This window comes from Halomonas sp. TH-94, assembly GCF_057473365.1.
On sequence record NZ_JBYCKL010000040.1, the window covers coordinates 14,078 to 26,815 of the forward strand.

General features: G+C 63.7%; 11 protein-coding genes. 8 read left to right on the forward strand and 3 right to left on the reverse strand.

Going from position 1 to position 12,738, the window contains the following annotated elements:
* Positions 1–41: 41 nt before the first annotated feature.
* Positions 42–1,022, reverse strand: coding sequence for a TRAP transporter substrate-binding protein (locus AC2VNO_RS07795; protein ID WP_486933599.1), 981 nt, complete (start codon positions 1,020–1,022; stop codon positions 42–44).
* Positions 1,023–1,260: 238 nt separating this feature from the next.
* On the opposite strand from AC2VNO_RS07795, the gene AC2VNO_RS07800 reads away from it, so the two are divergent.
* Positions 1,261–2,028, forward strand: coding sequence for an SDR family NAD(P)-dependent oxidoreductase (locus tag AC2VNO_RS07800; protein WP_486933600.1), 768 nt, complete (start codon positions 1,261–1,263; stop codon positions 2,026–2,028).
* On the opposite strand, the gene AC2VNO_RS07805 is transcribed toward AC2VNO_RS07800, so the two are convergent.
* Complete coding sequence (locus AC2VNO_RS07805) at positions 2,002–2,922, reverse strand: LysR family transcriptional regulator (protein WP_486933601.1); 921 nt, start codon at positions 2,920–2,922, stop codon at positions 2,002–2,004. The two genes, AC2VNO_RS07800 and AC2VNO_RS07805, sit on opposite strands and share 27 nt — an antisense overlap.
* A gap of 155 nt (positions 2,923–3,077) precedes the next feature.
* On the opposite strand from AC2VNO_RS07805, the gene AC2VNO_RS07810 reads away from it, so the two are divergent.
* Both AC2VNO_RS07810 and AC2VNO_RS07815 read left to right on the forward strand, forming a co-directional pair.
* Positions 3,078–4,283: a CaiB/BaiF CoA transferase family protein gene (locus AC2VNO_RS07810; RefSeq protein ID WP_486933602.1), complete on the forward strand. Its 1,206-nt coding sequence runs from the start codon at positions 3,078–3,080 to the stop codon at positions 4,281–4,283.
* A gap of 35 nt (positions 4,284–4,318) precedes the next feature.
* Complete coding sequence (locus AC2VNO_RS07815) at positions 4,319–5,242, forward strand: hydroxymethylglutaryl-CoA lyase (protein ID WP_486933603.1); 924 nt, start codon at positions 4,319–4,321, stop codon at positions 5,240–5,242.
* A 9-nt stretch (positions 5,243–5,251) separates the two neighbouring features.
* On the opposite strand, the gene AC2VNO_RS07820 is transcribed toward AC2VNO_RS07815, so the two are convergent.
* Entirely contained in the window at positions 5,252–5,935 is a 684-nt protein-coding gene (locus AC2VNO_RS07820) for a GntR family transcriptional regulator (RefSeq protein ID WP_486933604.1), read from the reverse strand.
* A 163-nt stretch (positions 5,936–6,098) separates the two neighbouring features.
* Here AC2VNO_RS07820 and AC2VNO_RS07825 point away from each other — a divergent pair, with 163 nt between their 5' ends.
* From AC2VNO_RS07825 to AC2VNO_RS07845, 5 genes are all read left to right on the forward strand, one after another.
* Complete coding sequence (locus AC2VNO_RS07825; RefSeq protein WP_486933605.1) at positions 6,099–7,658, forward strand: ABC transporter substrate-binding protein; 1,560 nt, start codon at positions 6,099–6,101, stop codon at positions 7,656–7,658.
* Positions 7,659–7,872: 214 nt separating this feature from the next.
* Positions 7,873–8,850: an ABC transporter permease gene (locus tag AC2VNO_RS07830; protein ID WP_486933606.1), complete on the forward strand. Its 978-nt coding sequence runs from the start codon at positions 7,873–7,875 to the stop codon at positions 8,848–8,850.
* Positions 8,847–9,683 carry an ABC transporter permease gene (locus tag AC2VNO_RS07835; RefSeq protein WP_486933607.1) on the forward strand — a complete coding sequence of 279 codons (837 nt, stop codon included), beginning with the start codon at positions 8,847–8,849 and terminating at the stop codon, positions 9,681–9,683. The genes AC2VNO_RS07830 and AC2VNO_RS07835 overlap by 4 nt, the downstream gene beginning before the upstream one ends.
* A gap of 10 nt (positions 9,684–9,693) precedes the next feature.
* Positions 9,694–11,316: an ABC transporter ATP-binding protein gene (locus tag AC2VNO_RS07840; RefSeq protein ID WP_486933608.1), complete on the forward strand. Its 1,623-nt coding sequence runs from the start codon at positions 9,694–9,696 to the stop codon at positions 11,314–11,316.
* A gap of 26 nt (positions 11,317–11,342) precedes the next feature.
* Positions 11,343–12,734: an FAD-binding oxidoreductase gene (locus AC2VNO_RS07845; RefSeq protein WP_486933609.1), complete on the forward strand. Its 1,392-nt coding sequence runs from the start codon at positions 11,343–11,345 to the stop codon at positions 12,732–12,734.
* Positions 12,735–12,738 lie beyond the last annotated feature (4 nt).

Genomic DNA, 12,738 nt, shown 5'->3' on the forward strand with positions numbered 1-12,738 from the left:
CGGGGGCCGCCGCTGATGAGTCGTATCGCTGTCACTGGCGATCAGTCGTCGGCGCTCTCACCCATGGCATCATCCATCACGCCATCGGCCATGTCGGCCATGACGCGTTCGATGGCCGGCAAGGCGGCGTTGCGAAACGCCTCGATATCGGGCTCGATGATGGTCATGCCTGCCTTTTCGAGCTCCTCGAGATAGTATTCGTCCAGCTCTCGCTCCACCTCGGTGCCGTGCTGACGGGCCACATCGATGGCTTCGCTGATCAGCGCCTGATCCTCCTCGTCCAGTCCATTCCACCAGCGTGAGCTCGCTACCCAGTTCCACGGGAACTGCACGTGGCTGGTCAGGATGATATGGTCCTGCACCTCCCACAGCCGGCGGGTATAGGGCGACGACAGCGAGTTCTCATGGCCGTCCACCTGGCGCGTCTGCATGGCCAGGTAGATCTCGGGTGCCGGCACGTTGACCACCTGGGCACCGATCTCCTCCCATACCTCGAGCCACACGGGCAGCGAGGGCAGGCGCATGCGGAAGCCCTGCAGGTCGGCTGGAGTATGGATCGCCTTGTTGGCCGTCATGTGGCGCGGGCCACGATGCTGGGTACCGAAATACTTGATGCCGCCCTTCTCTTCGGCGATCTCCACCAGACGCTGTCCGGAGGGGCTCTCCATATAGGCATCCACCTCTTCCCAGGTGGAGAAGAGGAACGGCACGGTGATGGCGTCGTATTCCGAGGCATACTGCTGGCGCCAGTTGCCACCCGTGATGGAGAGCTGGGTCTGCCCGAGGTTGAGAAGCTCGAGCACGGCATCCTCGCTGCCCAGCGAGCCTGCCAGGAAGGGGCGCACGTTGAAGCGCCCCGGCGCCTGCTCTTCGAGGTATTCGGCAAAGCGTTCTACGGCAGCACTCTCGGAGCCGCCTTCACTCATGGTGTTGTTGACTTGAATTTCGATGGCATTGGCGAGCGCGAAAGGGGCGCTCAACATGCCGAGGGTGGCCAGCGTGGCAAGTAGAGACTTGCGCATGGTGCTCTCCTGATCGTTGTCGTTATGTTTTTCCGGGCGTGATGGTTTGATCTTGAAACATGCCCAGGCTGCGCTCAAATCGGTTTTGATGAAGGGAGCCTTCGCGTATCACGATATCTCATGAGCCCTCGTCAAACGGCCTTCTCAGCAAGAATTCCCACCAGAATGCGACCATTGGCTAATACCCCCGCCGCCGACCCGCAGAACTGAATAGAGCAAAGCCAGCGGAGCATTCATCATGCACGAAACCACGCCCATCGCCTTCATCACCGGCGCCACCTCGGGAATCGGCCAGGCCTGCGCCGAGGCATTCGCCGCAGCGGGTTGGGGACTGGTCCTCACCGGCCGGCGCCTGGCTCGTCTCGAGGCGCTGGGAAAGCGTCTCGGAGATTCGGTACCCATTCATCTCGCCGCCCTGGACGTCACCGACCGCAAGGCCATCGAAGAAGTCGTCGCCGCGCTGCCCGCCCCCTTCAACGACGTGAGACTGCTGCTCAACAATGCCGGCGTCGCGCTGGGCAAGGGGCCCGCGCAGGACGCGCAACTCGATGACTGGCTGGCCATGATCGACACCAACATCAAGGGGCTGGTCACGGTAACGCGACTGCTGCTGCCGAGGCTGATCGCCCACGGTGAAGGTGCCACCATCATCAACATCGGCTCCATCGCCGGCCATACTCCCTACCCCGGCGGCCATGTCTACGGCGCTTCCAAGGCATTCGTCGAGCAGTTCAGCTACAACCTGCGCTGCGATGTCAGCGGCTCGGGCGTGCGTGTCACCGATCTGGCACCCGGCATGACGGTGAGCGAATTCACCGAAGTGCGTATGAAAGGCGACCGCGACTTCGCCGAGCGCTACTATGACGGCACCCGCTCACTGCAGCCGGCCGACGTTGCCGCCCAGGCGCTGCACATCGCCGAACTGCCCGCCCACGTCAATATCACCCGACTCGAGGTCACGCCGCTTTGTCAGCAGTGGTCAGCCTTTACCATCCTGCGACAATGAATCGCCCGGCTCACTGCCAAGGTGATCGACCAGATGGCGGGCAATCACGGGCAACCCCTCGTACTCACGAATGCCGATCACCAGATCGCGCCGCGCCCAAGGGTCGCTCAGGGGGATACTGCGCAGCTTGAGGTCCCTCAAATCGCGGTAGATCGTTCTCTCGGGCAGCACCCCGACTCCCATGCCGTGATGGATCATGCGACAGATCGCGTCGAAGCTGCGAACCTGAATACGCATGCGCAGGGTCTTGCCCGCCTGGTTCGCCTGTTCGTGCAGAAGGGCCTGCAGCGAGGTGTCCTGCTGCAGGCCGACGAAATCGTACTGGGTCGCCTCGTGCAGCTGCAGCGTGGTGCGCTCGGCGAGCGGATGATCGTGGGGCGTCATCAACACCAGTCGGTCGCTGCGGTAGGGAATGATCTGCAGGCTGTCGCAGGGCACATGACCGGCGAAGATACCGACATCGGTGAGGCCGTCGCGCACGGCGGAGATCACTTCCGAGCTGACTCGCTCCTGAAGGTCGATCTTGATCTGCGGAAACTGGCGTGAAAACGTGCTCAGGTCCTGGGGCAGGAAAGCGATGATCGCCGAGGTATTGGAGTGGATGCGGACGTGCCCCCTGATCCCTTCACCGTACTCGCTCAGCTCGGCCGAGAGACGCTCGATGTTCTCCAGAATGCGACGTGCATGGTGCAGGAAAGCGTGGCCTGCCGGGGTCAGCTCGACGCCACGCGGCCGGCGATACAGTAGCGAAGTACCCACCAGCGACTCCAGGTCGCTGATGCGCTTGCTGACCGCCGCGAGCGCCATGTGCTCACGCTCGGCCGCGGCAGTCAGCCTGCCTTCGTCGGCTATCGACACGAACAGTTTCAAAGTGACGAAATCGAAACGGCGCATCCGGAAACCTCATCTGCAGGGGTAACGCGCGAAGGTTGAAAACTTGATGTTACGCCAAGGGTTCGTCGGAGACGAAATCTCACTTACCGTTTCCTGAATTGTTGTGCCCCTGCGACTCGCGCATGCTGGCGACATCCCGCACAAGGAGTGCTCTCATGACAAACGCGGAAGATCGGCGCCTGCCGCTGGAAGGCCTAAAGGTGCTGGAGCTTGGCCAGCTAATTGCCGGCCCGTTCGCCACCAAGCTGCTCGGTGAGTTCGGCGCCGACGTGGTCAAGATAGAACCCCCCGGCAGCGGAGATCCACTTCGCCGTTGGCGAATGATCGAAGATGGCACCTCGCTCTGGTGGCACGTACAGACCCGTAACAAGCGCTCGGTGTCCATGGACCTGCGCACCCGGGAAGGCCAAGACCTGGTGCGCCGCCTGGCCAGCGAGGCAGACGTGCTGGTCGAGAACTTTCGTCCCGGCACGCTGGAATCCTGGGGGCTCGGCTGGGAAGAGCTCTCCGCCATCAACCCAGGGCTGATCATGGTTCGCGTTTCGGGCTACGGCCAGACCGGCCCCTACCGCGACAAGCCCGGCTTCGGCGTGATCGGCGAGGCAATGGGCGGCCTGCGCTACCTGACCGGCCACCCGGATCAGCCCTCGGTTCGGGTCGGCGTCAGCATCGGCGACTCGCTGTCGGCACTCTATGCCGTCATCGGCACCCTGCTCGCCCTGCAGGAACGCCACCGCAGCGGTCAGGGCCAGGTGGTCGACATTGCGCTCTACGAATCGGTCTTCGCCATGATGGAGAGCCTGCTGCCCGAATACGACGCCAGCGGCGAGGTTCGCCAGCCAAGCGGCAGCGCACTGCCCGGCATCACGCCCTCCAACGCCTACCGCACGCGAAGTGGCGACTACGTGCTGATCGCCGGCAACGGCGACAGCATTTTCAAGCGACTCATGCAGGTGATCGAACGCCCCGATCTCGCCGAAGACCCGGCACTTGCCCACAACGACGGTCGCGCGCGCCAGGCCGAACGTATCGACAGCGCCATCGAAGCCTGGACCCTCGAGCGCGAGCGCGATGACATTCTCACCCGGCTCGATGCCGCCCGGGTGCCGGCCGGCTACCCCTATACCGCTGCCGACATCGCCCAGGACCCCCACTATCTGGCACGCGAGATGATCCAGTCCCTGACCCGGCCCAACGGTAAACCGCTCAAGGTGCCCGGCGTCCTGCCCAAGCTCAGCGCCACGCCGGGCCGAGTCGGCAACGGCGGCCCGGCCCTCGGCCAGCACACCGACGAAGTGCTCGACGAACTAGGCATAGATCAGGCCACACGCGAGAAGCTGCGTCAGGCCGGCATCATCTGATCAGGCCGCCGCGACGGCCATTTCGAGGAATGCTCATGACACGCTTGCAGATCAATGAAGTGGCACCACGCGACGGCCTGCAGATCGAAGCCGAATTCGTGCCCACCGCCGCCAAGGTGGCCCTCATCGATGCGCTTTCGGTAACCGGATTGGCTCGCATCGAGGCCACCTCGTTCACCTCACCCAAGGCCATTCCCAATCTGCGCGATGCCGAGGAGGTGGTGCGTGGCATCACGCGGCACCCGGGCGTTGCCATCACCGTGTTGGTGCCGAACCTGCGCGGTTGCGAGCGAGCGCTGGCCTGTGGCGTCGATGAAATCAACCTGGTGATGTCGGCCAGCGACTCCCACGGCCTGGCCAACCTGCGAATGCGGCCCGAGCAGTCCCTGGTTCGCTTCGCCGACATTCTGGCGGCCACCCGAGGCAGCGGTGTCTTCGTCAACGCCTCGCTGTCGACCAGCTTCGGCTGTCCCTTCGAAGGTGAAGTGCCGGAAACACGGGTGCTGGGCCTGGTGGAGCGGCTGCTCGAGCTCGGCGTCGAAGGGGTCACCCTCTGCGATACCACCGGAATGGCCAATCCTGCCCAGGTCGGCAGGCTGTGTGAGACGGTACTGAAGCGCTGGCCCGAAACCCCTTTCACCCTGCATTTCCACAATACGCGCGGCATGGGCCTGGCCAACGCTCTCGCGGCCTGGCAAGCCGGAATCGTGCGCTTCGACGCTTCGCTGGGTGGTCTCGGGGGGTGCCCCTACGCACCGGGTGCCACCGGCAACGTGTGTACCGAGGATCTGGTGCATATGTTCGCCCAGATGGGCGTCGACACCGGGGTCGATCTGGATGCCCTGCTGGCAGTGTCGGCGACGCTTCCTCCATTGGTGGGCCACGAGACCTCGGGGCAGGTGGTCAAGGCAGGCAAGTCGGATCGCCGCTACCCCATGCCCGGCCGGCAGGAAACTTAGCCTTGCGGATCACGACGACTCGCCGATCCCTTTCACCACATAGTGTCGGGCCACGCCGATGTGGTAGTCGATAGCTTCCCGGCAGCGGTCCGGATCGCCGCTGGCCAGGGCGTCGAGAAGCGCCCAGTGCGAGGTGGAGATGCTGTCGGGGTCGGCATGCGTCTTGCCGATCAAGGCGATGCATAGCCGCAGTTCGTGAGTGATGTCATCGAATGCCTTGAGCAGGCGCCGATTACCGGAAAAGGTGATCACCATACGGTGGAATACCAGATCTTCCTCGATCTTGCGGCTGTCGCTCTCCTGCAGCGCCACTTCACACATCAACTCGACTTGCCGACGCAACGCCTCTTCCTTCTCAGCATCGTAGTTCGCCACGAGACGTGTCAGGGCGTGGCGCTCCAGGCAGAGGCGCAGGTCGAAGATATCATTGAGCTCCCCCGCATCGAGTGCCCTTACGAAGAAGCCGCGCCGCGGCTGGGATACCAGCAGCCCACGGCTCTCGAGCAGGCGCGCAGCCTCCCGTACCGGCGCACGACTGACGCCGAGGTCACGTGCCAGCTGGACTTCCGACAGTCGCTCGCCAGGCGTGTAGCGCTGACTGATGATCGCCTGGGTCAGAAAATCGGCGACCTGTTCGACCAGATTGCGCTGCTGGATGACCATGCCCTTTTCGAAAGCATTAGAAGCTGTCATGCATCGGAACTCTCAAGAGTTGACCTCGCTACAGTATGACGCAAGCAAGCCACGTGTCGACTGTCGACAGTTTGGAAAGCCGCTGCTATGGTCATTAAGGCTGATAGTGGGTATCTGACCTGCAACTAAAACAATCGCCGAAATAACAAGAAGGAATCCGATGATGAGAATGACGCCTTTGGCTGCGGCTATCGCTGCGCTGGCCTTCACTTCCTCGTTTGCCGTTGTTGCCGATGAGCCCCGCTCCGGGGGGACCATCAACACTATCATCCAACCCGAGCCGCCGGGTCTGGTGCTCGGCATGATCCAGAACGACCCTACCCGCAAGGTGGCCGGGAACATCTACGAGGGTCTGTTGCGTTATACCACCGACCTCGAACCCGAGCCGCAGCTGGCCGAGTCATGGGACGTCAGCGAAGACGGTTTGACCTACACCTTCCATCTACGTGAAGGCGTGCTGTGGCACGATGGCGAACCCTTCACCGCCGAGGACGTGGTGTTCTCCGCCGATGTCTTCCATCGCGAGCTCAATCCCAGCGCCCGCGCCGTGCTTCAGCACGTGGAAAGCATCGAGGCAGAGGACGATCACACCGTGGTCTTCACCCTTTCCGAGCCCTTCGGTCCGTTCATGCTCTCCTTCGAAGCCGGCACCTTCACCATGGTGCCCAAGCACCTCTACGAGGGCACCGACTTCCGTGACAACGAGCACAACAGCCATCCGATAGGCACCGGCCCGTTCAAGTTCGACAACTGGGACCGCGGCACCGTCATTCAGCTGGTGCGCTTCGACGACTACTACGAGGAAGACCTGCCCTACCTGGACGGCATCAACTGGCACGTCATTCCGGATGGCGCTTCGCGTGCCGTGGCTTACGAGAACGGCACCGTCGACGTATTGCCCAACGGCACCGTGGAGAATTTCGACATCCCGCGCCTGACGGCTCTGGACAATACCTGCGTGACCGAGGAGGGGCATGAGTACTTCAGCCCCTTCGCCATGCTTTGGATGAACAATCGTGAAGGCCCCACCGCCGACAAGCGTTTCCGTCAGGCGGTGATGTACGCCATGGATCGCGAGTTCGCCCGGGACGTGCTGTGGAACGGTCTCGGCGAAGTGCCGCTCTCCTCCTTCGGCTCCAACGCACGCTTCCGCAACGACGGCCTGGATCCCTACGACCACGACCCCGATCGCGCCCGCGAACTGCTCGAGGAGATGGGCTACGACGACGAAGAGGTGCGCCTGCTGCCGCTACCCTACGGCGAAACCTGGACCCGCTGGGCCGAAGCCGTGCAGCAGAATCTGCGCGAAGTGGGCATCAACGTGCGCACCCAGTCCACGGACGTCGGCGGCTGGAACCAGCGTCTCTCCGAGTGGGACTACGATCTCGCCTTCACCTTCCTGTTCCAGTATGGCGATCCGGCGCTGGGGATCACCCGCTCCTACCTGTCCGACAACATCGAGCGCGGCTCGCCCTGGAACAACGTCGGCGGCTACGAGAACGAGCGGGTCGACGAGCTGTTCAACGAGGCCGCCACGGCATTCCCCGAGGAAGAGCGTGAAGCGCTCTATCACGAGGCCCAGGAAATCATCCACGAGGACGTCCCGGTGGGCTGGCTGCTGGAACTCGGTTTCCCGACCATCTACCGCTGCGACGTCAAGGACCTGGTCACCTCCGGGGTGGGGGTCAACGACGGCTTCAGGGACGCCTGGCTCGACCGCTGAGTCGAACCCGGTTCGGGGGGGCGGTTTAGCCGCCCCCGTTTAAAGAGGAGCAAATTGCCGAGCGAGATGAAGCGCAAGGCGCACGGAGCGCAACAACCGGAGCCTATGCGGTACTAGGTGAGGATTGTGACGGTCCGACGCCTCGGCACCGCGTAACGCAGCGATTCGCTCGCACAGGCATTTGTATACCTTCAAGCACCCAGAGGCTTGCTGCATGCTCTATGCCCGATTGATCGTGATGCGGCTGCTCAAGGCCGTCGTCGTCCTGTTCATGATCGTCATCTTGAACTTCTTCCTGATCCAGATGGCCCCCGGCGACCCCGCCGCCATTCTGGCCGGCGAGGCCGGCGCCACCGACGAGGAATTCCTGCGTCAGCTGCGCGAACGCTTCGGACTCGATCAACCGATGTACGTCCAGCTGTGGCGCTATGTTTCCGGCATCGCCATGCTCGATTTCGGCTGGTCATACCGCCAGGGCATGCCGGTGCTCGACCTGATCCTGGCCCGCCTGCCCGCCACCCTGCTGCTCACCGGCACCGCCTTCGTGCTGTCGCTGGCGCTGGGCATCCTGGCCGGCTCCATGGCCGCCGCCCGGGTCAAGAAACCCTCCGGGTCCATCATCATGGCCCTGGCCCTGATTTTCTACGCCACGCCGCTGTTCTGGGTCGCTCTCATGGCGGTATTGGTGTTCTCGGTGTTTCTCGGCTGGCTGCCCGCCTACGGCATGTACACGGTAGGTGCCGGGCACACGGGATTCGCCTTGGTGCTGGATGTGGCCAAGCACCTGGTACTGCCCGCCACCACCCTGGCGCTGTTCTTCATGGCCATTTACACCCGCATGACCCGCGCCTCGATGCTCGAGGCCAGCCAGCAGGACTACGTCAAGACCGCGCGGGCCAAGGGGCTGAGCCCCAGGGTGATTCAGCGACGGCACATCCTGCGCAATGCGCTGCTACCGATCATCACCCTGGCCGGCCTGCAGGCGGGTCAGATGGTAGGCGGCGCCATCCTCACCGAGACGGTATTCGCCTGGCCCGGTATCGGCCGCCTGATGTTCGAAGCGCTGCAGCAGCGCGACTACAACCTGCTGCTGGGGATCTTCTTCTTCTCCGCCGCCTTGGTGATCGTCTTCAACATCATCACCGATCTGGTCTATCGCCTGGCGGATCCGCGCATCAAGGAGGCCTCATGAGCTTCTTCGCACGTTTCGCCCAGAACCGTGGCGCCCTGGTCGGCCTGATCATTCTGTTGGCGATCATCCTGATGGCTCTGCTCGCTCCGTTTCTCTACCCCGAATCGCCATGGCGCATGGTGCAGCGGCCCTTTCTCGCCCCGATGGAGGTGGACGGTTTCTGGCTGGGCACCGACACCATGGGTCGCGACGTCGCCGCGGGCTTGATGCACGGCGCCTGGGTATCGCTGCTGATCGGCCTGGTATCCACTTCAGTGGCGCTGCTCATCGGCGTCCCCCTCGGGGCCGTCGCCGGCTACTACGGCGGCCTGATCGACGATGCGCTGATGCGCTTCACCGAGTTCTTCCAGACCATTCCCAATTTCGCGCTGGCCATCGTGCTGGTGGCGATCATGCAGCCCAGCGTGACCTCCATCGTGCTGGCCATCGCCATCGTCAGCTGGCCACCGGTGGCCCGCCTGGTACGCGCCGAGTTCATGTCGCTACGCCATCGCGAGTACGTGGAAGCCGCCAGGCTCGTGGGCCAGACCAACCGTACCATCATCCTGAAACAGATTCTGCCCAATACGCTGTCGCCGATCATCGTGCTTGCTTCCCTGATGGTGGCCACCGCGATCCTGCTGGAATCGGCGCTGTCGTTCCTGGGGCTGGGCGATCCCAACGTGATGTCCTGGGGCTATATGATCGGAGCCGCTCGCACGGTGATCCGCCAGGCCTGGTGGCTGAGCTTCTTCCCCGGCGTGGCGATCCTGCTCACGGTGCTGGCGCTCAACCTGGTCGGCGAAGGGCTCGACGACGCCCTGAATCCCAAGCTTGCACGCGAACGCTCCTAGGAGGCGAACGATGAACGATGGCACTCCGGTATTGAGCATACGCGGCCTGAGCCTGGCGCTACCCAAGGGCGCCGACCGCGACTACGCGGTAGAGGACGTCAGCTACGACGTGGCCAGCGGGGAAATCATGTGCGTGGTCGGGGAGTCCGGCTCAGGCAAGTCGATGGCGGCCAATGCGGTCATGGGCTTGCTGCCCAAGGGCGTTCGCGCCACCGCCGGTGAGGTCCTGTTCGACGGTCAAGACCTGCTGGCACTGACGGAAAAGCAGCATCGCAAACTGCGCGGCCTGCGAATCGGCATGATCTTCCAGGAACCGATGACCGCGCTGAACCCGCTGATGCGCGTCGGTGCCCAGATTGCCGAGGTCTTCGAGGCACACGGCAAGTTCAACAACCGTGAGCGTCAGGCCAGAGCCCTGGCGCTGCTCGAAGAGGTGGGCATTCCCGAGCCCGACAAGGCGATTCGCGCTTACCCCTTCCAGCTCTCGGGCGGGCAGCGGCAACGGGTCATGATCGCCATGGCGTTGGCGCTCGAGCCCGAACTGCTCATCGCCGACGAACCCACCACGGCACTCGACGTGACTACCCAGGCTCAGATCCTGGCGCTGATCCGTGACCTGCAGCAGCGCCGCGGCATGGCGGTGATGTTCATCACTCACGACTTCGGCGTGGTCGCCGAGGTGGCCACTCGCGTCTGCGTGATGCGCTACGGCCAGATCGTCGAGTTGGGCACGGCACAAGAGGTGCTGGAGAATCCGCAGCACGAATACACCCGCGCCTTGCTCGATGCGATCCCCAGCAACGTCATCCCAGACGCCCGCGAAGATGAGCTGCCGGCGCCGCTGCTGGAGGTCCGACATCTGCACAAGGTGTTTCGCTCACGCGGCGGGCTGTTCAAGCCGGCCCGTGAAGTGCGCGCATTGGACGACGTCTCCTTCACCCTGGCGCCGGGCGAAACCGTCGGCATCGTCGGTGAATCCGGCTCGGGCAAGTCCACCCTGGGGCGCTGCGTGGTCCGCCTGGAGCGACCCGACAGCGGCTCCCTCACCCTGGGCGGCACGGACTTCTCCGCGCTGACCGGGGATGCGCTACGCCGCGAACGCCATCGCATCCAGATGATCTTTCAGGACCCCTACGCATCGCTCAACCCGCGTCACCGGGTCGGCTACGCCATTGCCCAGGGTCCCATGGCCAACGGCGTCCCGCGCAACAAGGCGATGCAGCAGGCAGAGGAGCTGCTCGAACTCGTCGGCCTAGGCGCCGTGGCCGTGGACCGCTTCCCCCACGAGTTTTCCGGCGGGCAGCGGCAACGTATCGGTATTGCCCGTGCGCTGGCGCTGAACCCCGAACTGATCGTGGCCGACGAAGCTGTCTCGGCGCTGGATGTATCGATTCAGGCTCAGGTGCTGGAGCTGCTCGAGGAGCTGAAGCAGAAGCTGTCGCTATCGCTGCTGTTCATAACTCACGACCTGCGGGTGGCCGCACAGATATGCGATTCCATCATCGTCATGCAGCACGGACGCATCGTCGAACAAGGCACCGCCAAGGAAGTGTTCCTCAACCCCAGGGAGGCGTATACCAAGCAGCTGCTTGATGCCATTCCCGGCCGCGCGCACGAAGCCGCCATGGCCTGATACACGCGATGAAAGAAGGATTTCCCATGCAATCGCTGTTGGACGACATCGCCGCCCTGATCGGGGCGGGTAACGTATTGACGGGTAATGACGTCGCGCAGCGCCGGGTCGACTGGATGAGCGGCGCCAGCTGTCGCGCCGCTGCCATTGCAAGGCCCGGCAATACGGCCGAGCTGGCCGAAGTCATGCGTCTGTGTCACGCCGTCGCGCAACCGGTCGTCACTCACGGCGGGCTCACCGGCCTGGTGCACGGAGGTGAAGCGCAGCCTGACGAGCTGGTCATATCTCTCGAGCGCATGAACGCCATCGAGGCCGTCGACCCCGTCGGTGGGACCATGACGGTGCAAGCCGGTGTACCGCTGCAGACCGTGCAGGAGGTGGCTACCGATCACGACCTGCAGTTCGCCCTCGACCTCGGCGCACGCGGCTCCTGCACCATCGGTGGCAACATCGCTACCAACGCAGGCGGCGTTCGGGTCATCCGTTATGGAATGATGCGCCAGCAGGTACTGGGCCTCGAAGCGGTACTGGCCGACGGCACCGTGGTCAGTTCGATGAACCGCATGCTCAAGAACAACGCCGGTTACGACCTCAAGCAGCTCTTCATCGGCAGTGAAGGAACGCTGGGGATCGTCACCCGGGCCGTGCTCAGGCTGCAGCCCAGGATGATAAGCGAGCGCACCGCGCTGGTGGCCTGCCCCGATTTCAACGGCGTCACGGGGCTGCTCCGGCATATGGGGCGTGTACTGGGCGGCAGTCTCGGCACCTTCGAAGTGATGTGGCGCAACCACTACGCCCTGCTCACCGCCGAGAGCGGCCGCAATACGCCTCCCTTGCCGACTCACTGGCCCTACTATGCCATCGTCGAATCGCTGGGCAGCGACGATGCCAATAACGGCGCCCAGTTCAGCGCAGCGCTGGAATCGGCTTTCGAGGCGGGCCTGATCGAAGACGCCGTACTGGCGCAATCCGCGGCTCAGCGCCAGAGCATCTGGGCCATACGTGAGGATATCGAGGGTCTGATCGAGCAGTTGGCGCCGCTCTTCACTTTCGATGTCAGCCTGCCCATTCCCGACATGCCGGGCTACGCCGACACGCTGGTCGACTCGATTCGCGAGCGCTGGCAGGACGGGCGTGTCGCGGTGTTCGGCCACCTGGGAGACGGCAACCTGCACGTTTCGGTCGGGGTCGGCAGCAGCGACCTCGCGACCCGCCGTGAAGTGGAGCGCATCGTCTACGGCCCGCTTTCCGAGCTGGGAGGCTCCGTCTCCGCCGAACACGGTATCGGCCTCGAGAAGCGCGACTACCTGGCCCTGTCGCGCACGCCCGAGGAGATTGCCCTGATGCGCACCCTCAAGCACGCCTTGGACCCCAAGGGTCTGCTCAACAGGCACAAGATTCTGGCCGAGGAAGGGTGATTCC